General features: G+C 69.5%; 23 protein-coding genes and 1 tRNA gene. 5 read left to right on the top strand and 19 right to left on the bottom strand.

Features of this window, described 5'->3' with window-relative positions; all coding sequences use genetic code 11:
- Window positions 1-155 precede the first annotated feature (155 nt).
- The gene (locus tag ACTOWL_RS15005) at window positions 156-1,790 is read left to right on the top strand and encodes a long-chain-fatty-acid--CoA ligase (protein ID WP_441322047.1); all 1,635 of its coding nucleotides are present in this window, start codon (window positions 156-158) and stop codon (window positions 1,788-1,790) included.
- A 3-nt stretch (window positions 1,791-1,793) separates the two neighbouring features.
- Here the strand turns inward: ACTOWL_RS15005 and ACTOWL_RS15000 are convergent, their stop codons facing one another.
- A complete protein-coding gene (locus ACTOWL_RS15000) occupies window positions 1,794-2,207 on the bottom strand; it encodes a nuclear transport factor 2 family protein (RefSeq protein WP_441322046.1) in 414 nt (137 codons plus the stop codon).
- A 106-nt stretch (window positions 2,208-2,313) separates the two neighbouring features.
- Here ACTOWL_RS15000 and ACTOWL_RS14995 point away from each other — a divergent pair, with 106 nt between their 5' ends.
- Window positions 2,314-3,066, top strand: a complete 753-nt coding sequence (locus tag ACTOWL_RS14995; RefSeq protein WP_441322045.1) for an AraC family transcriptional regulator — start codon at window positions 2,314-2,316, stop codon at window positions 3,064-3,066.
- On the opposite strand, the gene proB is transcribed toward ACTOWL_RS14995, so the two are convergent.
- From proB to rplU, 5 genes are all read right to left on the bottom strand, one after another.
- On the bottom strand, window positions 3,063-4,178 hold the full coding sequence (gene proB / locus ACTOWL_RS14990; RefSeq protein WP_441322044.1) for a glutamate 5-kinase: 1,116 nt from the start codon (window positions 4,176-4,178) through the stop codon (window positions 3,063-3,065). The genes ACTOWL_RS14995 and proB overlap by 4 nt on opposite strands.
- Window positions 4,179-4,299: 121 nt before the next feature.
- Entirely contained in the window at window positions 4,300-5,106 is an 807-nt protein-coding gene (locus ACTOWL_RS14985) for a hypothetical protein (protein ID WP_441322043.1), read from the bottom strand.
- 198 nt (window positions 5,107-5,304) lie between these two features.
- Window positions 5,305-6,369 (bottom strand): GTPase ObgE, encoded by a 1,065-nt coding sequence (gene obgE, locus ACTOWL_RS14980; RefSeq protein ID WP_441322042.1) that lies wholly within the window; start codon window positions 6,367-6,369, stop codon window positions 5,305-5,307.
- A gap of 136 nt (window positions 6,370-6,505) precedes the next feature.
- Window positions 6,506-6,769: a 50S ribosomal protein L27 gene (gene rpmA, locus ACTOWL_RS14975; protein ID WP_429228069.1), complete on the bottom strand. Its 264-nt coding sequence runs from the start codon at window positions 6,767-6,769 to the stop codon at window positions 6,506-6,508.
- A gap of 15 nt (window positions 6,770-6,784) precedes the next feature.
- Window positions 6,785-7,099 (bottom strand): 50S ribosomal protein L21, encoded by a 315-nt coding sequence (gene rplU, locus ACTOWL_RS14970; protein ID WP_441322041.1) that lies wholly within the window; start codon window positions 7,097-7,099, stop codon window positions 6,785-6,787.
- Window positions 7,100-7,355: 256 nt separating this feature from the next.
- Between rplU and ACTOWL_RS14965 the strand changes: the two genes are divergently transcribed.
- Both ACTOWL_RS14965 and ACTOWL_RS14960 read left to right on the top strand, forming a co-directional pair.
- Window positions 7,356-7,445: transfer RNA gene (locus tag ACTOWL_RS14965), tRNA-Ser, on the top strand.
- A gap of 179 nt (window positions 7,446-7,624) precedes the next feature.
- Complete coding sequence (locus ACTOWL_RS14960; RefSeq protein ID WP_441322040.1) at window positions 7,625-8,224, top strand: hypothetical protein; 600 nt, start codon at window positions 7,625-7,627, stop codon at window positions 8,222-8,224.
- 85 nt (window positions 8,225-8,309) lie between these two features.
- Here ACTOWL_RS14960 and ACTOWL_RS14955 read toward each other — a convergent pair whose 3' ends face one another.
- The 8 genes from ACTOWL_RS14955 to ACTOWL_RS14920 all read right to left on the bottom strand — a co-directional run bounded on the left by ACTOWL_RS14955 (window position 8,310) and on the right by ACTOWL_RS14920 (window position 18,542).
- The gene (locus ACTOWL_RS14955) at window positions 8,310-9,419 is read right to left on the bottom strand and encodes a DSD1 family PLP-dependent enzyme (protein ID WP_441322039.1); all 1,110 of its coding nucleotides are present in this window, start codon (window positions 9,417-9,419) and stop codon (window positions 8,310-8,312) included.
- Window positions 9,420-9,438: 19 nt separating this feature from the next.
- Window positions 9,439-11,061: a GMC family oxidoreductase gene (locus tag ACTOWL_RS14950; RefSeq protein WP_441322038.1), complete on the bottom strand. Its 1,623-nt coding sequence runs from the start codon at window positions 11,059-11,061 to the stop codon at window positions 9,439-9,441.
- Window positions 11,058-11,585 carry a hypothetical protein gene (locus ACTOWL_RS14945; RefSeq protein WP_441322037.1) on the bottom strand — a complete coding sequence of 176 codons (528 nt, stop codon included), beginning with the start codon at window positions 11,583-11,585 and terminating at the stop codon, window positions 11,058-11,060. Before ACTOWL_RS14945 ends, ACTOWL_RS14950 begins: the two co-directional genes overlap by 4 nt.
- Window positions 11,582-13,036, bottom strand: coding sequence for an aldehyde dehydrogenase family protein (locus ACTOWL_RS14940; protein ID WP_441322036.1), 1,455 nt, complete (start codon window positions 13,034-13,036; stop codon window positions 11,582-11,584). Before ACTOWL_RS14940 ends, ACTOWL_RS14945 begins: the two co-directional genes overlap by 4 nt.
- On the bottom strand, window positions 13,036-14,184 hold the full coding sequence (locus ACTOWL_RS14935) for an amidohydrolase/deacetylase family metallohydrolase (RefSeq protein ID WP_441322035.1): 1,149 nt from the start codon (window positions 14,182-14,184) through the stop codon (window positions 13,036-13,038). Before ACTOWL_RS14935 ends, ACTOWL_RS14940 begins: the two co-directional genes overlap by 1 nt.
- Before the next feature lie 36 nt (window positions 14,185-14,220).
- A complete protein-coding gene (locus ACTOWL_RS14930) occupies window positions 14,221-15,237 on the bottom strand; it encodes an ABC transporter ATP-binding protein (RefSeq protein WP_441322034.1) in 1,017 nt (338 codons plus the stop codon).
- Window positions 15,238-15,253: 16 nt separating this feature from the next.
- Window positions 15,254-17,158, bottom strand: coding sequence for an ABC transporter permease (locus ACTOWL_RS14925; RefSeq protein ID WP_441322033.1), 1,905 nt, complete (start codon window positions 17,156-17,158; stop codon window positions 15,254-15,256).
- 70 nt (window positions 17,159-17,228) lie between these two features.
- Window positions 17,229-18,542, bottom strand: coding sequence for an ABC transporter substrate-binding protein (locus tag ACTOWL_RS14920; RefSeq protein WP_441322032.1), 1,314 nt, complete (start codon window positions 18,540-18,542; stop codon window positions 17,229-17,231).
- Window positions 18,543-18,725: 183 nt separating this feature from the next.
- Between ACTOWL_RS14920 and ACTOWL_RS14915 the strand changes: the two genes are divergently transcribed.
- Complete coding sequence (locus tag ACTOWL_RS14915; protein ID WP_441322031.1) at window positions 18,726-19,703, top strand: Gfo/Idh/MocA family protein; 978 nt, start codon at window positions 18,726-18,728, stop codon at window positions 19,701-19,703.
- Between the two features lie 4 nt (window positions 19,704-19,707).
- Here ACTOWL_RS14915 and ACTOWL_RS14910 read toward each other — a convergent pair whose 3' ends face one another.
- The 5 genes from ACTOWL_RS14910 to ACTOWL_RS14890 are packed head-to-tail and all read right to left on the bottom strand — an operon-like array spanning window position 19,708 to window position 24,566.
- Window positions 19,708-20,718, bottom strand: coding sequence for an aldose epimerase family protein (locus tag ACTOWL_RS14910; protein ID WP_441322030.1), 1,011 nt, complete (start codon window positions 20,716-20,718; stop codon window positions 19,708-19,710).
- A gap of 20 nt (window positions 20,719-20,738) precedes the next feature.
- Entirely contained in the window at window positions 20,739-21,521 is a 783-nt protein-coding gene (locus ACTOWL_RS14905; RefSeq protein WP_441322029.1) for an SDR family NAD(P)-dependent oxidoreductase, read from the bottom strand.
- A gap of 34 nt (window positions 21,522-21,555) precedes the next feature.
- Window positions 21,556-22,386: a carbohydrate ABC transporter permease gene (locus ACTOWL_RS14900; protein WP_441322028.1), complete on the bottom strand. Its 831-nt coding sequence runs from the start codon at window positions 22,384-22,386 to the stop codon at window positions 21,556-21,558.
- Between the two features lies 1 nt (window position 22,387).
- Entirely contained in the window at window positions 22,388-23,323 is a 936-nt protein-coding gene (locus tag ACTOWL_RS14895) for a carbohydrate ABC transporter permease (protein ID WP_441322027.1), read from the bottom strand.
- A gap of 4 nt (window positions 23,324-23,327) precedes the next feature.
- Complete coding sequence (locus tag ACTOWL_RS14890; protein WP_441322026.1) at window positions 23,328-24,566, bottom strand: ABC transporter substrate-binding protein; 1,239 nt, start codon at window positions 24,564-24,566, stop codon at window positions 23,328-23,330.
- Window positions 24,567-24,692: the final 126 nt, after the last annotated feature.

Genomic DNA, 24,692 nt, shown 5'->3' with positions numbered 1-24,692 from the left:
AGTTTCAGCCAAGGGTGTCCATGCCTGTATATACATGTCAAGCGGCGGCTTTCTCCCGGTTTTCGCTGTGGCTGCGGCCGGCTTTCCCGTTATCCTCTGGTGAAAGGCGGCCCTCGCAGCGACAGAGGCCCCGCCGCGACGAGGGGGAGGACACGATGCTCGGCCGGATGCAGCACGAACCCTTGCAGATCGGAGCGCTGCTGGACCATGCGGCGCGGCTGCACCGGGAGGCGCGGATCGTCACCCAGCGCCGCGACGGCAGCACCGTCACCCATTCCTATCCGGAGATCGCCGCCCGCACCGCCCGGCTGGCGAACGCCCTGGCCGGGCGTGGCGTGGCGCAGGGCGAGCGGCTGGCGACGCTGGCCTGGAACGACCACCGGCATCTCGAGCTGTATTACGGCGTCAGCGGCATCGGCGCGGTGTGCCACACGGTCAATCCGCGGCTGTTCCCGGGCCAGATCGCCTACATCCTGGCCGATGCCGGCGACACCCACCTGTTCCTCGACCCGATGTTCCTGCCCGTCCTGGCCGGGATCGGCGACCGGCTGCCGGCGGTCCTGAAGACCCTGGTGCTGCTGGAACCGCCGGCCGACCCGGTGCCGCCCGCCCTCGCCGCCCGCTTCGAGATCCTGGACTACGAGGCGCTGATCGCCGGCCATGCCGACACCTTCGACTGGCCGGTGCTGGACGAGAACACGGCCGCCTTCCTCTGCTACTCTTCCGGCACCACCGGCGAGCCGAAGGGCGTGCTGTCTTCGCACCGCTCGACCGTGCTGCACGCCTACGCCGCCAACCAGCCGGACGCCTTCGGGCTGCGCGCCACCGACACCGCCATGCCGGTGGTGCCGATGTTCCATGTCAACGCCTGGGGCATCCCTTTCGTCGCACCGCTGGCCGGGGCGTCGCTGGTGCTGCCGGGGCCGCGGCTGGACGGCGCGTCGCTGTACCGGCTGATCGAGGCGACCGGCGTGACCTTCTCGGCCGGCGTGCCGACGATCTGGCTCAGCCTGCTGGCCCATCTGCGCGAGAGCGGCAGCCGCTTCGCCCGCCCGCCGCGGCTGGTGATCGGCGGCTCGGCCTGCCCGCTGCCGATGATCGAGGCGTTCGAGCGCGATTACGGCGTCGAGATCGGCCATGCCTGGGGCATGACCGAGACCAGCCCGATCGGCCTGCTCAACGCGCCGAAGCCGGAGACGCAGGGCCTGGACGAGGCCGAAAGGCTGGCGCTGAAGCGCAAGCAGGGCCGGCCGATCCCGGGGATCCGGCTGCGCATCACCGACGCCGAAAGCCGCGACGTGCCGGCGGACGGCGTCGCCTTCGGCGAGATCCTGGTGCGCGGCCCCTGGGTTGCCGCCGCCTATTTCGGCCGCGACGACGACCCCGCCTTCACCCCGGATGGCTGGTTCCGCACCGGCGACGTCGCCACCATCGACGGCAGCGGCTATGTCGAGATCGTCGACCGCGCCAAGGACGTGATCAAGTCGGGCGGCGAGTGGATCAGCTCGATCGCGCTGGAGAACATCGCCGTCGGCCATCCGAAGCTGCGCGAGGCCGCGGTGATCGGCGCCCGCCACCCGAAATGGGACGAGCGGCCGGTGCTGATCGCGGTGCCGGCCGAAGGCGCCGCCCCGACCAAGGAAGAGATCCTGGCGTGGTTCGACGGCAAGGTCGCGAAATGGTGGCGGCCGGACGACGTGGTGTTCGTCGACGAGCTGCCGCACACCGCCACCGGCAAGCTGCTGAAGAGCGAGCTGCGGAAGCGGTATCGGGATCATCTGGTGGCGTAGGCCCTACCCCACCGACCGGGCCAGCGCGCGCAGGGCGGCGTCGCCGGACAGCACCCGGGTGACCTCGTTCACCCGGGCCAGCCGGCCATTGCGCAGGGTGCCGAACAGATAGACCTCGATCGCCGCGGCATGGCCGTCGGCATGGGTGACGGCGACGACATGACGGTCGGCGATGGCGGCACCCTGCCGGACGGCGTCGAGCACGGTGACCTCAAGCGACCGCACCGAAGCGGCGACGTGGCGGACATGCGCCTCGAACCGGGCGCGGTCGCTGGGCTCGCCATCGGTCACCTGCTCGTAGTCCTCGGTGAAGAACTCCGGGATCCGGCCGGGATCGGCGAAGACGGCTTGCAGCATGCCGGCGATGCGGCGCTTCAGCTCCTCACTCTCGCAAGGCGCGGCGAACGGGGCGGGCATGGGGCTCTCCTTCACCTCGGGAAGCCCGGATGCTACAAGAGGCAGGCTTGGCCTGCAGCCGGTGTCAGGCCGAAGATCGTTCGTATCGGGCCAGATCGAGGCGCCCATGGCTCCAACGCCCGCCGACGCCGAACCGCTGCGGCTGCGGCACGAGGACGGCCACCGCACGCCGGACCATGCGCATGACCGGGGCCAGATCTTCCTGGTCACCAACGGCGCCCTGCTGCTGACCACGGCAGCCGGCACCTGGGCGATGCCGGCCGGACATGTCGCCTGGATTCCCCCAGGGCTGCCGCATGAGGCGGTGAACCACGGCCGGCTGGACGCCGTCGGCGCCTATCTCGCCCCGTCACGCTGCGCCGGGCTGCCGGACCGGCCGGCGCTGCTGCGCCGCGGCGCCCTGCTGGTGGCGGTGCTGGAGCGGCTCGGCGGCGAGGACACGGCGGACGACGCCGGCCGGCGGGAGCGGCTGCTGGCGGTGCTGCTGGACGAGATCGCGACGGCCGAGCACGACGCGCTGGACCTGCCGCTGCCGCGCAGCCCGCGCCTGCTGCGGCTGGTCCGGGCGCTGATGGACGACCCGGCGGAGCGGCGCGGCCTGGACGACCTGGCTCGGGCATTCGCCCTGTCGCGGCGCAGCCTGACCCGGCTGTTCCGGCAGGAGACCGGTCTGTCGGTCGGGCAATGGCGGCTGCGCCGGCGCGTGGTCGCCGCGATCGCTCTGTTGGCGGAGGGCCGGTCGGTGACCGACATCGCCCTGACCCTGGGCCATGACAGCGTCGGCGCCTTCGCCCAGTCCTTCCGCAAGGTCACGGGCGCGGCGCCGACGGCCTATCGCCGGCGGCCCGGCGGCGCTTAGCCCAGCACCAGGTCGTCGCGGTGGATCATCTCGTCCCGGCCGCGATAGCCGAGGATGGCCTCGATCTCGCGGCTCCTGTGGCCGCGGATGCGGTCGGCGTCGTCGGAATCATAGGCCGAGAGGCCGCGGGCCAGCACCCGGCCGTCGCCGTCCTTGACCGCGATCGGGTCGCCGCGGCGGAAGCTGCCCTCGACCGCGGTGACCCCGGCCGGCAGCAGGCTGCGGCCATCCGCCAGCGCCCTGGCCGCGCCGGCGTCGATCACCACCGACCCGATCGGCTTCAGCGACCCGGCGATCCAGCGCTTGCGGGCGGTGCGCGGCTCCGCCCCCGGCACGAACCAGGTGCAGGGCGCGCCGGATTCGATGCGCTGCAGCGGCGCCGCCTCCTTGCCCATGGCGATCACCATGCGGCAGCCGGCGCCCATGGCGATGCGGGCGGCGGCCAGCTTGGTCACCATGCCGCCGGAGGAGTAGCCGGGCAGCGCCTCGCCGGCCATGGCCTCGATCTCCGGCGTCAGCTCGCCGACCACCGGGATCAGCGTCGCGGTCGGGTCGCGCTTCGGGTCGGCGGTGTAGAGCCCGTCGATGTCGGACAGCAGCACCAGCGTGTCGGCCGAGATCATCTGCGACACCCGCGCCGCCAGCCGGTCGTTGTCGCCGAAGCGGATCTCGGCCGTGGCCACCGTGTCGTTCTCGTTGATCACCGGCACCGCGCCGAGCCGCAGCAGCGTCTCGATCGTGGCCCGGCCGTTCAGGTGGCGGCGGCGGTCCTCGGTGTCCTGCAGCGTCAGCAGGATCTGGGCCACGGTGATGTCGTGCCGGGCCAGCGTCTCCTGATAGGCGTGGGCCAGCCGGATCTGGCCGGTGGCCGCCGCCGCCTGCTTCTCCTCCAGCCGCAGCGCCCGGCCCTTGAGGCCGAGATGCTCGCGCCCCGCCGCGATCGAGCCGGAGGACACGATCACCACCTCCTGCCCGCGCGCGCGGCAGCGGGCGACGTCGTCGGCCAGCGCGTCGAGCCAGGCGCGGCGCAGCTGGCCGGTGCGCGGGTCGACCAGCAGGGCGGACCCGACCTTGACGACGATGCGGCGGGCCTGGGCGAGGGAAGCGGTCATGACGGGCATTCGGGAGAAAGGCGGGCGACGGACGAAAGAGAGGCTTCTTCCTAGCCTCTCGGCCCGCCGCGGGCAAAGCCGTTCCGCGACCCGCCCTCCCCTCGCCGCGGCACGGCGCCCGTCAGGCTCGGCCGAGCGCCCGGCGGATCGAGGTCTCGACCGGCGAATAGGCCCCGTCCGGCCGCTCCAGCCGGTACGGTTCGGCCAGGCCGAGCGATGGCTGCGCCAGGAAGCGCGGCTCGGTGCCACGATGCTTCTGCGCCGCATGGATCATGAAGGGGTGGCACAGATAGACCGTGCCGGCCTCGCCGATCGCCAGCGCCTCCGGCCGGCCGGCGCCGACCCGGTCGACGCGTGGGGTGGCCAGCCCCGCCTCTCCCGCCGGTTCGAGGAACCGGGCCATGTCGAGGTGGGAGCCGACCCGGAGCCGCGTCGGCGCGTCGTCCGGGCCGATATCGGAGAACAGGAACAGCATCACCAGCGCCCGGCCGCGCGAACTGACATTCACCCGCCAGGACGAGAAGTCCTGTCGCTCGTTCGGGTCGCTGCTGTCGCCGGGGAAGCTGACATCGACATGCCAGCCGTCGTCGTTCGGTGCCGCCCGCGCCGGGAAGCGGACCGGGAAGGTGCCGAGGTCGGCGCGCGGCTGCCACCGCCCCTGGCCCACCAGCCGGTCGAGCGCGGCGCGGAGGACCGGCGTGTTCGCCGCCTGCCGGAACGGCTCCTGCCCGTACCAGCCGAGCCGGACGACCGGCTGCGTCCAGGTTTTTGGGTCCTGCGGGTCGCAGGGCAGGTCGCGCCACAGGATGGCGCGCCCCTGCTCGGCCAGGTCCCGGGAAAAGGCCCGGTCGATCCGGACGAATCCGTCGCGGATGAACTGCTCCACCTGCGCCTCGCTCAGCGCGGGGCCGGGATTGTCGATGGCCATGGAAACTCCTCTCCGCCGTCTGCCGACGGCACCACTGTCCGGTCCGCACGGGAGCCGCGCGGAGGCTGCCGTTCTTCTCCAGGTCGCTGTCAGCGCCTGGGAGAACGGAGCCGGATGGCGGAAAGGATCATCATGGCAGCAGGATAGCGCATCGGGCGGGGAATGGAATCAGGCTTCGAGGGCGAAGCGTCGGGCCGCTCAGTCGGAGTCGGTGGCCGCCCAGGGCGTGATGTCGGCCGGCGCCGGCTCGTCCTCGACCGGGGCCGGGCGGCTCTCGGCGATGCGGGCCCAGAGCAGGCGCAGCACGTCCTGCACCCCGCCGCCGGTGGCGCCGGACAGGGCCATGACCTTGGCCTTGCGGCCGGCCGCCGCCTTCAGCGCCTTCAGCCGCGCCGCCACCGTCTCCTTGTCGAGCGCGTCGGTCTTGTTCAGCCCGACGATCTCGAGCTTGCCGGCCAGGCCGCCGCCATAGGCCTCGAGCTCGCCGCGGACCACGCGATAGGCCTCGGCCACATCCTCCTGGGTGCCGTCGACCAGGTGCAGCAGCACGTTGCAGCGCTCGACATGGCCGAGGAAGCGGTCGCCCAGCCCGGCGCCCTCATGCGCGCCCTCGATCAGGCCGGGGATGTCGGCCAGCACGAATTCATGGTCGTCGCTGCGGACCACGCCGAGATTCGGGTGCAGCGTGGTGAAGGGGTAGTCGGCGATCTTCGGCTTGGCCGCGGTGGTGGCGGCCAGGAAGGTCGATTTGCCGGCATTGGGCAGGCCCACCAGCCCGGCATCGGCGATCAGCTTCAGCCGCAGCCAGACCCAGCGCTCCTCCCCCGGCCAGCCGGGATCGAAGCGGCGCGGGGCGCGGTTGGTCGAGGTCTTGAAATGGGCGTTGCCGAAGCCGCCGTCGCCGCCCTTGAGCAGCCGGAGACGCTGCCCGACCTCGGTCAGGTCGGCCAGCACCTCCTCCTTCTCCTCGTCCAGCACCTGGGTGCCGACCGGTACGCGCAGCACGGCGTCGGCCCCGGTGGCGCCGAACCGGTCGGAGCCCATGCCGTGATGGCCGCGGTCGGCCTTGAAATGCTGCTGGTAGCGGTAGTCGATCAGGGTGTTCAGCCCGTCCACCGCCTCGATCCAGACGTCGCCACCGCGGCCGCCATCGCCGCCGCTGGGGCCGCCGAACTCGATGAACTTCTCGCGCCGGAAGGCGACGCAGCCATTCCCGCCGTCGCCGCTCTTCAGGAAGATCTTGGCTTCATCGAGGAACTTCATGGCCGAATCGCCCCGTGCCGCCGGCCCCGGGGCCGGCCCTCTTCTTGTCGCATCAAAACAGGAAACGGGGGAATGGTCGCCCATTCCCCCGCTTCACCATCGTCCGTGCCTGCGAGCCCCCGGAAGGGGCGAGGCGTTACTCGGCGGCTTCCGCCTGGGCGATCGACACCGTCATCCGGCCGCCGGCCGACTTGAACTGGACGCTGCCGGGAACCAGGGCGAACAGGGTGTGGTCCTTGCCCATGCCGACATTGACGCCGGGATGGAACTTGGTGCCGCGCTGCCGCACGATGATGTTGCCGGGAATGACGGCCTGGCCGCCGAAAATCTTGACGCCGAGGCGCTGACCCGCCGAGTCGCGGCCGTTGCGCGACGAACCACCGGCCTTCTTATGTGCCATCTGTCGATCTCCTCTTTACGCGCCGGCGATGGCGGTGATCTTGAGCACCGTCAGGTCCTGGCGGTGGCCCTTCTTCCGCCGGTAGTTCTGGCGACGCTTCTTCTTGAAGATGATGATCTTCGGGCCGCGGGTCTGCTCGACCACCTCGGCGGTGACCGAGGCGCCGACCAGCACCGGGGTGCCGATCTGGACAGCGCCGTCGCCGCCGAGCATCAGCACCTGGTCCAGGGTGACGGACGAGCCCGCCTCGCCGTCGAGGCGCTCGACGGTGATGAGCTGGTCCTGGGCGACCCGGTACTGTTTCCCACCGGTGCGGATGACTGCGAACATGGTCAAGCTGCCGTCGACTAGGAGAACGCCCCTTGCGGTCCGTCCTCAGGTGATCAAAAACGAGCACGGGTGCCGGCCGAACCAGCACCCGTGTCCGTGAACGCGGCACTATAGTCAGGCGCGCCGGCGTGTCAACGGCGGAATGCGGGACCGGGATTCCACCCCGCAATCGACGCTTGCATGGCCGAACGCTCTCCACTATGGTCCGCGCCGGCCACGCGGAGGGGGTCTTTCAGGCCGCCCGCCATGCCTCTGCGGAGAGGTGCTAGAGTGGTTGAATAGGACGGTCTCGAAAACCGTTGTGTCCGCAAGGGCACCGAGGGTTCGAATCCCTCCCTCTCCGCCATTCATCTCGAATTCTTGACAGTTCCCCTAGGCCTTCCCGGCTCGCGCTCGGCGTTCTACTCGGCAATCAGCTTCATCTTCCGCTTGTCGGCCGCGCGCTCCTGAGCGGTCAGCACCTGCCACTCAACCCGGCCTGTGGTATATCAGGCGGACGGGAGTCAGGGGCTCGGAATTTCGATCATGAATTCTCCAATAGCCGGCGCCGTACGCGGTGTTGTTGTAGCTGCGGTCTGCCTCACCCTGGTGACCGTTCCCGTGCGCGCCGCCGAGCCGACCCCGGACAATGCGACCTGGGCCTATTCCTTCGCCTATGTCATGGGTGCCACTGCCGGCATCATAGGTGCCTGCCGCTTCGACGATATGCGCAAGGCCCATGACAAAGCATGGGAATCGCTCCAGGCAACATTCGACGCCGCTCACAATATGGGCATCGCCAGCATCGCGAAGGGCGGGCCTGAAGTATTGAGTGGCCCCCAACTCGCGGCGGCGCTGGAGGTCCATGGCCAGATCCTGGCCTATCTCGCTGTCGGCCCGTGCGCAGGATCAAAGCTCATCGAGCTGAACCGCCTTGTCGTGAAGATAGGCAGTTCCATGAAGGCAGTTTCCGAATTGTCCGATGCCTCGACTCTCAAATTCAAGATCTCGAATCTGCGGAACGAAGGCGCAGAGGCCGAGGACCAGATCCTTCGGGATACCGCTCGCGAGTATAATGCCATACTGAACGGTGCCGCAGCCGAGATTGTCGAAAAGTTGAAGATGATCGATCTCGTCAACAAATAGACACTAGGAAATTCCGATCAGGGTTTCTTTTCTTGCCGGCGCCGAGATCGACACCACGCTCCGTTGCCGCTGACCGTCGCGGCCGTCAGGCCATGGCGCCGCGGGCGGCGACCGGCCACAGGCATTCGACCCGGCCGTTGCGGGTGCCGACATACCAGTCGTAGCGGTCGACGGTCGGATCGCAGTGGCCCGGCACCATGCGCAAGCGATCGCCGAGCTTCGGCCCAGCGGCGCCGGGCTCGAGCACCAGCCGGCCATGCTCGTCCGACGGGCCCTCGTAGCGGAGGCCGTCGCGGCCCCAGACCAGCGGCATGCCGCTGTCGGTGGGCAGCGCCTTGTGGCCGGCGTCGACGATGGCGGTGCCGTCGCGCGGCACGCTCATCACCGTCGCCAGCACGAACAGGGCCTGGCGGAAGGGCGGCGGCGGGTCGTTGCGGGCGTAGTCCGCATCCATGAAGGCGTAGGAGCCGACCTGCAGCTCGGTGAACACGCCGCTGGCCGCCTCCAGCGCGAAGGTGCCGGTGCCGGCGCCGCCGACGATCGGGCAGTCGAGGCCGGCCCGGCGCAGGCCCTCCACCGTCCGACCCGCCGCCTGTGCCGCTTCGGTGATGGCGGTGGCGCGCTCCTCCGGCAACCGGCGGTGCTGGGCCCGGCCGTGATAGGCCTGCAGCCCGCCGAAGACGAGGTGCCGGCTGGCGGCGATGCGCCGGGCCAGCGCCACCGCCTCCTCGCCCGGCACCACGCCGCAGCGGCCGGTGCCGACATCGATCTCGACCAGCACGGTCAGCCGCGTGCCGGCCGCCTCCGCCGCCGCCTCGATCGCCGCCACGCCGTCGGGATGGTCGGCGCAGACCGCGACCCGCGCGATCCGGGTCAGCGCCGCCAGCCGCGCCAGCTTGCGCGGGGACACCACCTCGTTGCTGACCAGGATGTCGGGCACGCCGCCCCAGGCCAGGATCTCGGCCTCCGCCACCTTCTGGGTGCATTGGCCGACCGCGCCGCGCGCCAGCTGCAGATGGGCGATGACCGGCGATTTGTGGGTCTTGGCGTGCGGCCGCAGCTTGACGCCCGCCGCCGTGGCCAGCCCGGCCATGTGGTCGAGATTGGCCTCGAAGGCGTCGAGGTCGAGGATCAGGGCCGGGGTGTCGACCTCCTCCTCGCGCATGCCCGGCTCGGCCGGCGGCGGCTGCAGCATCGATCGGACTCCCTTGGGCCTAGGCCGCCATCGGCCGGGTCGCGCCCTTCAGCTCGCGGAAATTGTCGCGGATATGGGTCGCCGCCCGCAAGGCCAGGGCCGAGATCGTCGGCGTCGGGTTGACCACGCCGCCGGTGGTCAGGACGCTGCCGTCGACGATGAACAGGTTCGGCACGTCCCAGCTCTGGTGCCATTTGTTGACCACCGAGGTCGCGGGGTCGCTGCCCATGCGGCAGGTGCCGATCATGTGCCAGGCCGGGGTGCGGTAGACGCCGTCCTTGTCGCGGTAATCCTGCAGCTTGACCTCGAAGGCGCCGGCGGCGGTGCCGATATCGACCAGCCGGTCGAGCATGTAGTTCATCATCCGCCGGTCGTTCTCGCCCGGCGCGTAGTGCATGGTCGCGACCGGGATGCCGTCGGCATCGCGCTTCACCGGGTCGAGGGCGACGCGGTTCTCGGGGTTCGGCAGGTCGTCGCCGATGGCGTAGACGCCGATGCCGTGGCCGAAATGGCGCTCGAACCAGCGGTGGTGATCGCGGCCCCAGGGCGCCCGGGTCTCGGTGATCCAGCCGGCGGCGACCTCCGCCGCGGCCGAGGTGCTGGTCAGGCAGTTGAAGTTGAAGCCGTTGACGAAGCCGCGGCTGGTGTCGGTCTCGGCGAATTGCCGGCTGATCAGCGAGGCGACGTAGCCCATATGGCCGTCGATCGGCTCGTCGACCCAGATCTCGGCCCCGACCAGGGTGTGGTGCAGCAGGTTGCGGCCGACCTGGTCGGACTGGTTGGCGAGGTTGTCCGACGCCAGCAGCAGCCGCGGCGTGCCGACGCCGTTGGCGGCGACGACCACGATCTCGGCCGGCTGGAACTCGGTGCGGCCGGTCTCGCGGTCGATATAGACGACGCCGGTGGCCCGCCCGTCCCTGCCCTTCTCGATCCGCAGCACCCGGGCGTGGATGCGCAGCTCGGTGCCGGCCGACAGGGCCTTGGGCCAGATCGACAGGGAATACTTGCTCATCGACCCGCGCGGGCAGCCGTTGCAGATGCCGCAGCCGTTGCAGCCGGGGCGGCCGTCATAATCCTCGGAGATCACCCCCGCCTCGGCCGGCCACCAGTGCCAGCCGAGATGGTCGAAGGCCTGGGACAGGCGGCGCGCCGCCTTGGTGAAGGGCAGCGGCCCGGTCGGGCAGGAGTCGCGCGGCGGCATCGCCGGGTCGCCGGCCAGGCCGCTGACGCCGATCATGCGGTCCGCCGCCTCGTAGAACGGGGCGATATCCTCATAGGCGATCGGCCAGTTCGGCTGCAGCCCGTGCTCGTCGCCCTTGCGGAAATCCGACGGGCGGTAGCGCGGCCAGATCGCGCCATAGACATTGGTCGACCCGCCGACGCCGTTCCACATCAGCACCTGCGAGCTGTCGGTGACGACCGGGTAGTCGTCCGGATGGCGGCGGCGGTTGACGTCGGCGTTCCACCGGGTCTTTCGCTGCCAGGACCAGTCGGAGCTGTAATGCGGGTGGTCGCCGGCCTCGACCCAGGAGCCCTGCTCGAGGCAGACCACGTTCAGCCCGGCCTGGGCCAGCACCACGGCGGCCAGCGAGCCGGTGGCGCCGGCGCCGATGATCAGGACGTCGCAGGATGGCTTGGTCATCGCTTCAGGCCCCAGGCTTGCGTGCGGTCGACGTCGAGTTCGAGGGCGGAGATGTCGACCGGGCGCACATCCCCGGTCGGCAGCCAGCGGCCGCGGCCGTGCTTCGGCGCGTCACGGGCCGGGTCGAAGCGCTGCAGCGGGTAGCCCTTCACATGCGGCCGCAGCCGGTAAGGATGACCCTGGGCGTTGATCACCGCGACCACATAGGGGCTTTCGTAATAGGCGAAGTACGCGGCATCGCGGACCCAGCCGAACAGCTCCGGCTCCGCCGCCTCCAAGGCCTGGGCGATGGCGATGCGCCGCTCCTCCGGCTGGTCGGCGAAGGGGCCGCCGGCCTGCAGGGTCGCCTGGGCCAGCCGGGTCAGGTCCGGCTCGCCGCGCTCCTCGACCAGCCGGATCGCCAGCATCGACTGGACGCCGATGGTGGCGCCGGAGGGCCAGTCGCCATCGCCCGGCAGCAGCAGGTCGACGAGGTCGGCCAGCAGCCGTGCCGCGACGGCGGAAGAAGGTGTGGGTGTCGTCATTTCCCGGTCCGGGTGATCGAGATCATCTTGAGTTCGGTCATCGCCTCGAGCGTGTGGCGGCCGCCGAGCCGGCCGATGCCGCTCCTGGTGCCGGAGCCGCCGCCGAAGGGCAGGTGCAGCTCCCAATAGGTGCTGCCGGCATTGACGTTGACGATGCCGGCCGGGATCGCCTCGCCGAAGCGCAGCGCCCGGTCCATGTCGGCGGTGAACACGCCGACGCTGAGGCCGTGCTCGGTGTCCAACGCCAGGTCCAGCGCCTCGGCGTCGTCGTCGAAGGCCAGGACCGGCACCACCGGGCCGAACGTCTCCTCGCGGTTGATCCGCATGTCGCGGGTGACGCCGGTGATCACGGTCGGCTCGAAGAACAGGTCGCTGCCGAGGTCCGGCCGCGGCTTGCCGCCGGCCAGCACCGTGGCGCCGCGGGCGATCGCGTCCTCGACATGCTCGCGCACCTTGGCCGCGACCTTGGGGTTGTTCAGCGGCCCCATGGTCGTGCCCTGCTGCAGCGGGTCGCCCAGCGTGTGCGACTTGGCGATCTCGACCAGCCGCTGCGCCAAAGGCTCGACGATGCTGCGATGGGCCAGGACCCGGCCGGTGGCGGCGCAGACCTGGCCGGCGTTGAAGAAGGCGCCGCCCGCGGCCGCCGCGGCGGCACGGTCGAGATCGGCGTCCGCGAACACCAGCACCGGCCCGTTGCCGCCGAGCTCCAGCAGCATCGGCTTGCCCGCGCCGCGCTCGGCGATGCGCTGGCCGGTGGCCGGGCTGCCGGTGAAGCCGATGCCGTTGGTGTCGGGATGGGCGACGATCTCGTCGCCGACCACCGCCCCCTCCCCGATCACCAGGTTGACCACGCCCGGCGGCAGCCCCGCCGCCTCGATCGCGCGCATCAGCTCGACCGCCGCCATCGAGGTGGTCGGCGCCGGCACCCAGACGATGGCGTTGCCGGTTGCGATGCCGGGGGCGAGGTATTCGACCGGGATGTTGACCGGGAAGTTCCAGGGCGTGATCACGGCATAGACGCCGCGCGGCTGGCGCAGGGTCAGCACCAGCTTGCTCGGATCCTCCGCCGGCAGCGTCTCGCCGCCCAGCTGCTTGACCAGCTCGGCCGCCAGGCGGAACCCGTCCGCCGCCTTGCCGACCTCGCCCTGCGCCTCCTTGAACGGCTTGCCCTGCTCCAGGCTCAGGGTGCGGGCGATGCGGTCGCGGGCGCCGTCGATCTGGGCGGCGATGGCGAGGCAGGCCTTCGCCCGCTGCCACACCGGCGTCGCGGCCCAGCCGGGCTGCGCCGCCCGGGCGGCGGCGATGGCGCGCCGGGCCGTCTCGCGGCTGCTGCGCGGCAGCTGGCCGATCGGCTCGCCGGTCGCCGGGTTGGTCGCCGGCATCCACTCCGGCTCGGTTTCCCAGCGCCCGCCGATGTGGTTGGCGAAGGTCTCGATGTCGTTGCGCTGCATCACTTCGTTCCTTCCGCCGGGTGCCACCAGCGCCCGTTGACCACGACGCCTTCGGCGAAGATCCGCCGATCGGCGGTGACGATTTCGCCGCGCACATCCTCCAGCGGGAAGGCACCGTCCTGCAGCGACAGGATGCTGGCGTCGCCGACGCTGCCGGGCTTGAAGGTGCCGAGCTCGGGCCGCCCCAGCGCCTTGGCGGCGTTGACGGTCGAGGCGGCGATGACCTCGTCCAGCGGCATGCCCAGCGCCAGGAACTTCGACAGCGTCGTCACCTGGTCATAGGCCGGGCCGTTGATGCACAGCGCGTGCACGTCGGAGGAGATGGTGTCCGGCTTGAAGCCCTGGGCCAGCATCGTCCGCGCCGTCTTCCAGCCGAACGACCCCTTGCCGTGGCCGATGTCGAACAGCACGCCGCGCTGCCGCGCCGCCAGCACCTCGGGCTTGATCTGGCCGTCGCGGGTGACCGGCGAATTCGGGAAGGGCCGGAAGCAATGGGTCAGCACGTCGCCCGGCCGCAGCCGGTCGACCACCGCCTCGTAGGAGGGCGGCGGCTCGTCGATATGGACCATCAGCGGCAGCCCGGTTTCGTCCGCCACCTGCAGGGCGACGTCCAGCGGGGCGATGCCGGCCGGGCCGCTGGCGATGCGGCCGATCCGCACCTTGATGCCGATGATGACGTCGCGGTTCGCCTCCGCCACCTCGACCGCGTCGCGCGCGGCCATCAGCCGGATGTCGTGGCTTTCGCCCACCATGACCCGTTCGGAGAAGGCGAAGATGCCGGCGAAGGAGACGTGCAGATAGACCAGGATGCGGATCTGGCTGGGGTCGATCACATGCTTGCGGAAGCCGGGGAAGTTGCCCGGCCCGGCGCTGCCGGTGTCGACGCAGGTGGTGACTGCGCTGGCCCTGGCGAACTCCTCGGCATCGATGCCGAGCGAGGTGCCGCCCCAATAGACATGGGTGTGCAGGTCGATCAGCCCCGGCGTCACGATCAGGCCGGAGACGTCGCGGACGGCGCCGCCGCCGGGATCCAGGCCGACGCCGACCGCGGCGACCTTGCCGCCGGAAAAGGCGACATCGGCGACGCGGTCGATGCCCTGCGACGGGTCGATCACCCGACCATTCCGGAGCACGAGATCGAAGGCCATGGGATGCACGCTTCCTTGCGGTGGGGGCGCCGGCGCCTAGACCCGGGCGCCGCTGGCGCGGTCGAACAGGTGGATGCTGCGGTCGGCGGCGGTCAGGGTCAGGCTGGCGCCGGGGCGCAAGGCCCCGGGGTCGCCGCAGGTCGCCTTGACCATCCGGTCGCCGACCAGCACGTCGAGGAAATGGATCGGCCCGGCGGGCTCGATCAGCGCCAGCTCCCCGGTCAGGGACAGCGCCCCGTCCTCGGGCCCCGCCGATGGCGTCAGGTCGTGCGGACGGATGCCGACAACCCGGCTGTCGTCCTGGCCGCCGGAGACGGCGGAGCCCGGCAGGAAGTTCATCTGCGGGCTGCCGATGAAGCCGGCGACGAACTGGTTGGCGGGCTCGCGATACACCGCCATCGGGTCGGCGAATTGCTGCAGCACGCCGTCATGCATCACGGCGATCCGGTCCGACAGGACCATCGCCTCCTCCTGGTCATGGGTGACGAAGATGGTGGTCACCGCCAGTTCGCGCTGCAGCCGCTTGATCTCGGTGCGCATCCGCACCCGCAGGCTGGCGTCGAGGTTGGACAGCGGCTCGTCCATCAACAGCGCCGCCGGGTTGCGGACGATGGCGCGGCCGACCGCGACGCGCTGGCGCTGGCCGCCGGACAGCTCGGCCGGCGACCGGTCCAGCAGCTCCTCAAGCCCCAGCAGCTCCGCCGCCCAGGCGACCTGGCGCTTGATGGCGTCGGCGCCGACCCTCTGCTGGCGCAGCGGGAAGGCCATGTTATCGCGCACCGCCATGTGCGGATACAGGGCGTAGTCCTGGAACACCAGGGCGATGTTGCGGTCGCGCGGCGCCAGGCCGCTGATGTCGCGGCCGTCGAACAGGATGCTGCCGGTCGAGATCTCCTCCAGCCCGGCGATGCAGTAGAGCAGCGTGCTCTTGCCGCAGCCGGACGGGCCGAGGAAGGAGATGAACTCGCCATCGGCGATGTCGAGGTCGAGCCCCTTCAGCACCCGGTGCTGGGAGTAGCTCTTGGACACGGCACGGATGTTGATCGAGGTCATGTGGGCCTCTCGCGGCTCAGCCCTTGACGGCGCCCGAGAGCGCGCCCTGGACGAGGTAGCGTTGGAACAGGAAGGCGACGAGCACCGGCGGCGCGATCGACAGCACGCTGGCGGCGAACATCGGCCCGTATTCGTAGAAGCGCGCCTGGCTGAGGAAGCCGGACAGCACCACCGGGATGGTCTGCGACGCGGGGGTCGAGGTCAGGATCAGGGCGAACAGGAACTCGTTCCAGCTGACCAGGAAGCAGAAGATCGCGGCGGCGATGATGCCCGGCCGGGCCACCGGCAGCAGGATCTTCCACAGCATCTTCAGCCGCGAGCAGCCGTCGATCAGCGCCGCCCGGTCCAGGCTGACCGGGATGCCCTCGAAATAGCTCTTCATCATCCAGGCGCTGAGCGGCAGCAGGATGCTGCTGTAAGCGATCACCAGCCCGGTCCGGGTGTCGATCAGCCCCAGGGTGCGGAAGATGACGAAGAAGGGCAGCACCAGGGTCAGCGCCGGGGTCATCCGGGTCAGCAGCAGGCCCCACAGGCTGATCCGGAAGAACCGGGCCTTGCCATGCCGGGCGAAGGCGTAGCCGGCCAGGGTGCCGAGGGCGACGCTGATCGTCACCACCACCACGCCGACGATGAAGCTGTTGAACAGCGACAGCGGCACCCGCTTGGCCTGGACGCTGGTCTCGTTGCCGGCCGCCAGCTCCGGCGCCAGCACCGCGGTGAAGTTCTGCAGCGTGAAGCCGCTGGGCACCATGGTGGGCGGCGTCCGGATCAGGTCCGAGGCCGGGGTGATGCTCATCAGCACTAGCGCGATCACCGGTAGCGCCGACCACAGGAAGATCAGCAGCGCGGACAGGGCGAAGCCGAAGCGGGCCAGCACGGCCTCGACCGGCCGGGGCAGCCGCGCCCGCGGCCGGTAGCGCGGCAGCGCCACCATGGCGTGCCGCCGGCCGGCGCCGACCCGGCCGCTGTCCGGGGCGATGCCGATGGAGGCCTCGGCGGCCCGGCTCTGCCGTGGGCCGAGCACCAGGAAATAGAGGATCGCCAGGACGAAGCTGAGGATGGTGAGGCCGTACAGGATCGCCGCCCCTTCCCCGAACTTCAGGAACTGGAAGGAATAGAGGTAGCCGAGCCAGGCGAAGACCGTGGTGGCGGCGCCCGGCCCGCCCCGGGTCATGATCCACAGGATGTCGAAGGCCATCAGCGAGTTGATCGTGGCGATGATGGCGATGAACAGCAGGTTGGGCTTCAGCCAGGGCAGCGTGATGGCGAAGAAGCGGGCGACCGGCCCGGCGCCGTCCAGCATCGCCGCGCGGTGCAGGTTGCCCGGCATCGACTGCAGCCCGGCCAGCAGCAGGAGGGCGGTCAGCGGCGCCTGGTTCCAGACCTGGGTCAGGGCGACCAGGTTGAGCGCGCGGAAGCCGTCGCCGAGCCAGGGTGTCGCCAGGAAGCCGAGGCCGAGATCGTTGAGCAGCCCGTTCAGCGCGCCGTAATCGCCGGCATAGACGAAGGACCAGAGCACGCCGACCGAGACCGGCGCCATGGCCCAGGGCACCAGCATGACGCTGCGCAGCAGGCCGCGGCCGGCGAAGCGCTCGTTGAGGACCAGCGCCATGGCCATGCCGATCAGGGTGGTGCCGATCACCGAGAAGGCGGCGAAATACCCGGTTCGGCCCAGCGCCGCCCAGAACTCGGCATTGCCGAGCATGCCGGCATAGTTGTCGAGCCCGACGAAGAGCCAGCGTTTGGTGATCGGGTTGGTGCGGTGCAGGCTGAGATACAGGCTGTAGGCCAGCGGCAGGCCGACGACGGCGATCACGATCGCCAGCGTCGGCGCCACCGCGCCATAGGCGAAGCCCGGGATCCGGCCGATGCGGCGGCGCGGGCGGGTGATGGCAGCTGCTTGCGGAATGGTGATCGACACCGGGCCGCCCCTCCGACGAATGGCTCGCGAAGGACGATCGCGGCGATGCCGCGACCGCCGTTCCTGCTGGCTACTGGTACTGCTGCTTGAGTTCGGCGACCTTCTTGCCGAGCTCGTCGACGATCTGGTCGGTCGACATGCTGCTGCGGATGTATTCCTGCACCCGCTGCATCATGAACAGGTCCCATTCCGGGAACCAGATCTGCTTGGCGATATCGCGGGAGGTGGCGAGCTCGAGCTGCTTGTTGGTGACGGCGAGGTCGCGCCACTTGCCGAAGCTGGCGACGACTTCGGGGTCGGCCATCACTTCCTTGTAGGCGGAGCCGAGACCGAAATCGAGCGCCCAGCGCTTGATCACATGGTACTGGCCGTCCTTGGACTTGCCGCCGAAGAAGCGCAGCAGGTTCCAGGTGCGGTCGATGTCGGTCGGCTGCGCCCCCATCATGTAGACGGCGGTCCAGGCGAAGGTCGACTTGGTCTTGCCCGGCATCAGGGCGTTCTTCACCTTGCCGGCGGCCTTCGAGAGCTTGGGATCGTTGGCGACCTTCTGGTCGTAGTCGTGCAGCACCATGAAGGTGTGGCGGCCGGTGGCGTAGCTGGGCACGCCTTCATTCGGCAGCGTCATGATGTCGGCCGCGACCAGCTGCTCCTTGTACAGGGCCTGGTGCGTCTCCAGCACCTTGCGCAGCGCGGCGTCGTCGACGAAGTCGCTCTTCTCATCGAAGACCGGCGCGCCTTCCGCGTACCAGCAGGAGAAGATGCTCCAGGACAGCTCCGGCCATTTCTGGCCCCAGGCGCTGTTGTAGGGCGCGTCCGACACGCCGTCCTTCTTCAGCTTGCGGCAGGCATCCAGCAGTGAATCCCAGCTGTCCGGAACCTGGAGGCCGGCCTTCTGCAGATGCTCCTCATTGTAGATGAAGGCGTTGTGCCCGGCGTAATAGGGCAGCCCGGCCAGCTTGCCGTTCGGCAGCGACATCGACTTGACGCTGACCGGGAACATGCCGGCCTTCATCTCGTCGACGCCGTCCAGCCCCTCGAGGTCACGGGTCCACTCCGCCGTGCACCAGCGGGCGATATGATCCTCCTCGGCATACAGCATGTCGATGCGCTGGCCGCCGGTCAGCTTGGTCTCGACCACCGGGTGGTAGTCGCCGGTCACCAACTCGTAATTGACGTTCTCGTCGTACAGCGACTTGAAGGTGTTGACGTTCTCTTCGACGATCTGCGGCTGGAACTGCCAGCCGATGAAACTCAGGGGCGTGGCCGGCGCAGCGCGGGCAAATCGGCCGCCGAGCCCCGTCAAGGCGGCGCCCGACCCCAGGGCTGCGCCCTGCAGCAGACGACGGCGGGACACCAGATAACGACCCAATAGATCCTTATCCATTCGCCTCTCCTGTGATTTTTCGGGCTTGCTTCCATCCGGCATGGCCGCCGGCACGGGCTCGCTCATTGGTATGTTTGTTATAGTTCCAAACAAACTTGCCGTCAACGCGGGAGACATGCCAAATCCGGGGGCCGGAACGGTCGCGCGGGGAGCCGTATCCCGCCCTCTTCGGGAGAGCAGGACATGTCGACGGGAAAGACCATCCGCTGGGGCGTCATCGGCGCGGGCGACATCGCGCGCCGCTTCGGGCAAGGCCTGGCGCATGTCCCCGACACGCAGATCGCGACGGTCTGGTCGCGTCGCGCGTCGACGGCCGACGCCCTGGCACAGCAGTTTGGGGCGCAAAGCTGCGCCAGCCTTGACGAACTGCTGTCGAGCGATATCGATGCCGTCTACATCGCCACGCTGCACGACAGCCACGCCGACTATGCGATGGCCGCCCTCGCCGCGGGCAAGCCTGTGCTGTGCGAAAAGCCGGCGACGATCAACGCCGCGCAGCTCGAAGGCGTGCTCGCCGTGGCGCGCGACCGGAAGCGGCTGTTCATGGAGGCGATGAAGCCGCCCTTCTATCCGCTGTACCGGAAGCTGCGCGAGCACCTTGCGGCCGACCCGATCGGCGACATCGGGCTCGTGCGCGCCGGCTGTTCCAGGACGGACGTGCCCGCGGATCATGCGACGTTCTCGTTCGAGCACATGTGCGGCGCGCTGCTCAGCCTCGGCATCTACGAGGCGTTCCTGGCCGTCGACTGGCTCGGCGCGCCGCTCGATGTGCAGACGATCGGCCGCCTGGGGCCGACGGGTGTCGACAGCTTCGCCAGCCTCAATTGCCGCCACGAACAGGGGTTCGCGCAGCTGTTCTGCGGCCTGGACCTGCATGGCAGCGGCGACGCCTTGCTGGCGGCGCCGCATGGCCATGTGACGATCCACGAGCCCTGGTGGAATCCGGTCCGCGCGACGATCCGGTACGCGGATGGCCGCGTCGTCGAGCTCGACCACCCGTTCGAGGGCGGCGGCCTGAACTATGAGACGGCGCATTTCTGCGACCTGATCCGCTCGGGGGCGCTGGAAAGCCCGGTCATGACGCATGCCAAGTCGCTGCAGATGATCTCGATGATGGATGCGGCGCGCGCGACGCTCGGGCTCAAATTCGCCGGCGAGTGACCTGCTACTGCTCGATGAACTCGTAAGTGGTCTGCTGGCGATAGAGCTCGCCGGGCCGCAGCACGGCCTGGGGAAAGCCCGGCTGGTTCGGGCTGTCGGGGTAGCGCATCGGCTCCAGGCACAGCCCGGCATGGGCGAAAGGACGGGACCCGTCGACCGCCGGCCAGTCCGGGCCCAGGCCGGCCCCGTCATAGAGGACGAGACACGGCTCCGTGGTCGCGACCTCGAGCCGGAGGTCGCCATCGGGCGGTTCGAGGCGCGCGGCCGGCCGGAGCCCCTGCCCCTCCCGGTCGAGCACCAGGCAGCAATCGTACAGGACCGATGGATCCGGGCCGGCGATCGGCCGGAGCGTCCGGAAGTCGTAGGGCGTGCCGGCGACCGGTGCGAGGTCGCCCGTGGGCACCAGGTCCGGGCCGAAGGGCACGAAGCGGCTCGCCGGGATCCGCAGGCGATGGCCGCGGATCGACGCGCCGGGTGCGAGCGTGAAGTAGGAGTGGTGGGCCAGGCTGACGATGGTCGGCGCATCCGTCGTCGCGGTCATCTCGACCGAGAGCGTCGCCGGCTCCTCCAGCCGGTAGGTGCAGCGGACATCGAGCCGGCCGGGATAGCCGTCCTCGCCGTCGGGCGAGACCAGCCCGAGCGTCACCGCGCTTTCGCTCGCCTCGACGATGTCCCACAGCCGGCGCGAGAAGCCGGTTGCGCCGCCGTGCAGATGGTGCCGGCCGTCGTTCCGGCTGAGCTGGTGGACGGTGCCGTCGAGGATCAGCCGGCCCTCGCCGATGCGGCTGGCATGGCGGCCGGCGGTGACGCCGAGATAGCGCCGGTTGTCGAGATAGCCGTCGAGCGCCGCGAAGCCGAGCACGACGCGCCGCATCCCGCCGCCGAACGGCACGACGAGATCGCGGACCGCCGCGCCGAAGGTGATGACCGAGGCGGTGGCGCCGGCGGCGTTGGCGAGACGGATCTCGCGGACCGCCCGGCCGTCCGGCAGCCGGCCGAAGGGATGGATCGACACGGGTTCGTCCTGCCGGGTGCTCACCACAGCGTGTAGCCGCCGTCGATCACATAGGCGGCGCCGGTGACATAGGTCGCGGCGGGGCTGGCGAGATAGACCGCCAGCGGCCCGATCTCGGGCGGATTGCCCGGCCGGCCCATCGGCACCTGCCGGACGAAGGTCTCGATGACGTCGGGCCGCGTCTCGTTCCAGTGCCGGTTCGCGTCGGTCATGAACAGGCCGGGGCAGATGGCGTTGACCGTGATGCCGTGCGGCGCCCAGTCGGCCGCGGCGCAGCGCGTGAAGTGCAGCACCGCCGCCTTGCCGGTCTCGTAATGGCGGCCGCCGATGCCGCGATTGGCGATCAGGGCGCTGATCGAGGCGATGTTGATGATCCGCCCGCCCTGGCCGCGCTTCAGCATGGCGCCGCCGACCAGCTTGGTCGCAACGAAGCAGCTGGTCAGGTTGAGGTCCATCAACGACCGCCAGTCCTGCAGCGTCTCCTCCTCGATCGGCACGTTGAGGTCGCGGTTGCCGACATTGTTGATCAGGATGTCGATCGGGCCGAGCTCGGCGAGGATCGTCCCGCAGGCCGTCTCGCACTCCTCCGGCACGGCCATGTCGGTCTTGACCGTCCAGGCTTGGCGGCCGAGGGCGCGGATGTCGGCGGCGGTCTGGTCGAGCGTCTCCTGCGTGCGGCCGGTGATGATGATGTCGGCGCCGGCCTCGGCCAGCGCCAGCGCCATCTCGCGGCCGAGGCCCCGGCTTGCGCCGGTAACCAGCGCCCGCTTGCCGTCGAGGCCGAACCATTCCTGCAGTCCCATCTGGGTCTCCGATGTCGAAGGTCGTTGATGTTGGCTACTTCACGGCGCCGACCGTGAGGCCGCTGACGAGGTAGCGCTGCAGCATGGCGAAGACGATCGCGACCGGCACGCTGGCGACCAGCGTCGCGCCCATCACATGGTCCCATTCGACCTGGTAGCGGCCGCCGACGAGCGAGAAGATCTGCATGGTGAGCGTATACTTCTCGTTCGAGCGCAGCAGTGTCATCGCCAGCACGAACTCGTTCCAGCAATAGATGAAGATGAACACGGAGGTGATGCCGATCGCCGGGGCGGCGAGCGGCAGGAACACCAGCCTGAGCCGCTGCAGGGAGTTCGCGCCGTCGAGCGTCGCGGCTTCTTCGAGCTCACGCGGGATCGTCTGGAAATAGGCCTGCAGCATCCACACCGCGAAGGCGAGGTTGAAGGCGATGTAGGCCAGCATCAGCGCCGGCAGCTGGTCGACCAGCCCCATCTTCGACATCAGCCGGAAGATGCCGAGCACGAGCACGATCGGCGACAGCATCTGGGTGACGAGCAGGAACTGCCGGAACAGCCGCTGCCCCCGGAACTCCATGCGCGCCATGGCGTAGGCGGCGGGGATCGCGACCAGCAGGCAGAGGACGGTCGCGGCGATGCTGACCAGCAGGCTGTTCACCAGCGCCGGCCCGAAGCGCGCCGCCTGCCACATGTCGACGAAGTTCTGCAGCCGGATCTCCGACGGCAGCCAATGCGGCGGGAAGGCCAGCACCTCGGCCCGCGGCTTCACCGCGGTCGAGATCATCACCGCGAACGGGAACAGGATGACCAGGCACAGTGGCCCGAGCCCGAGCCAGATCAGCGCGGATTTGCGGAGCTGGTTTTCCATCTCAGCCCATCCTCTCCTCGTTGCGCATCGCCAGCGCCGCATAGGTGATGGTGAGCGCGAGCAGGATCAGGAACATCACGATCGACAGCGCCGAGGCGACGCCGAGCTCGCCGTAGCGGAAGGCGAGCTTGTAGAGCCAGGTGACGAGGATGTCGGTGCTGTTGGCCGGATCGCCCTGCGTCATCACCCAGATCAGCGGGAAGGAGTTGAAGACGTAGATGAAGTTCAGCACCAGCACGATGTTGAGGAAGGGCCGCATCAGCGGCACCGTCAAGTAGCGGAAGCGCTGCCAGGGGCTGGCGCCGTCGATCCTGGCCGCCTCGAAGATGTCGGCCGGCAGCGAGGACAGGCCGCCGAGGAACACGGTCACCGTGAACGGGATCGAGACCAGGATGCCGATCGCGATCTCGATCGGAAAGGCGGTGTTCGCCGTGGCCAGCCACTCGACCGGTTCCGTCAGCAGGCCGAACTGGTTCAGCGTCGCGTTGACCATGCCGAACTGGCCGTTGAGCGACCAGCGCCAGACGATGCCGCTCATGGTCAGCGAGACCGCCCAGGGCAGCATGATGATGATGCGGGCGAGGTGACGGCCGTAGAAGCGCTCGTTGAGCGCGAGCGCGATCGGGATCGACAGCAGCACCGTGCCGCCGACCACGAACACCGTCCAGACCAGCGTCCGGTACAGGCAGCCGAGGAACAGCTGATGCGAGAACAGCCGGCTGTAGTTGCCGAAGTCGTTGAAGCCGGTCGTGCCGCCGAAACGGTTGACCGTCTGCAGCGACATCTGCGCCATGTCGAAGATCGGATAGCCGATGATCCAGAAGGCGAACAGGATCGACGGCAGGACCAGCAGGTAGGGCGCGCTGGCGCGCCCTACCCTGCCGCCGGACGGTGCTTTGGTCCGGCTCATGGCGCTGCCGGCATGGGCGGCCGTCACGGATCTACTGCTGGATCAGGCTGTCGATCGTCGCGGCCGCTTCCTTGAGCGCGTCCTCGGGCTTGGCCTGGCCGATATAGGTCTTCTGCAGCGCGCTGATCACCGCATCCACCATCTGCTCCCAATTCGCCACCGGCGGCGCGAAATGGGCGTAGGGCAGCATCTCGGTGAAGGCCTTGAGCTGCGGATCCCCGGTGAAGACCGGCGCCTGGGCCTCGGCCTTCATCACCGGCAGGAAGCCCTCCTTGGTGCTGAAGTCGATGCGCCACTTGTCGCTGAAGGCGGTCTCGCTGAGGAACTTCCAGGCGAGATCCTTCTGGCTGCTCGACTTGAACACCATCAGCGTGTCGGTCACGCCATAGGTGGCCTTGGTCGAACCGGCCGGGATCGGCGCGATGCCGTAGTTGAGATCCGGCGCGTCGGTCTTGATCTGGCCGCGCAGCCAAGGGCCGGTCAGGATCATGGCGATGCGGCCCTGCTTGAACAGCCGCTCGATGTCCTGGCGGTTGAGGCCGGTCGGATCGGGCTCGGTCAGCCCCTCGTCGATCATGCTCTTGTACAGCGTCAGCGCCGCGATCGCCTGCGGGCTGGCAACGCCGGACTTACCGTCGACGATGATGTCGCCGCCATGGGTCCACAGCGAATAGTACCAATAGGCGTCGGTCTCGATCTCCTTGCCCTGCAGCGCAAGGCCGTAGGTGTTGCCGCCGAGCGCCTTGACCTTCCGGGCGGCGTCGACGACGGCGTCCCAGGTCGCCGGCGGCTCGGACACGCCCGCCTTCGCGAGCAGGTCCTTGTTGTAGTACATGGCGCGGGCCGACGCCGCGACCGGCAGGCCGTAGATCTTGCCGTCGAGGGTCGAGGGCGACATGAACGCCTCGATGAACCGGCCCTTGAACTCCGGCGCGATGTAGGAATCGAGCGGCTCGGCGATGTCGTTCTTGACATAGTCGACGAGCCAGCGCGTGCCGATCATGGCGATGTCGGGCGCGGTGCCGCCGGCGATGTCGGTGGTCAGCCGCTGCTGCAGGTTGTCCCACTGGACGACTTCGATCTTCACCTCGTCGCCGGGGTGGGCGGCCATGTAATCCTTGGCCATACCCTCGAAGAGCTCCTGCGTCGCCGCGCTGTAAAAGCCGACGACGACCCGCAGCGTTGCCGCATCCGCGATCGTGGCGCTGCCCATCAGCGCCGCGGCGCCGACGAGGAGAGCTAAGCCCGCTCCGGACTTCTTTAGAAGCATGTTGCGACTCCCTGTTCTCGTCCTGTGGACGATTGGCTTGCTGAATAAGACTTGGTTTTTCTGTTCTTATTCTTGTCGCGGCCGGTAACAGCGAGGCTTCGAGCCGGCCTCATTCTGCATGTTTGT

The sequence above is a fragment of the Inquilinus sp. CA228 genome, assembly GCF_052078665.1.
Taxonomy (GTDB): Bacteria; Pseudomonadota; Alphaproteobacteria; order DSM-16000; family Inquilinaceae; genus Inquilinus.
This window is presented reverse-complemented; position numbering and strand designations above follow the sequence as displayed.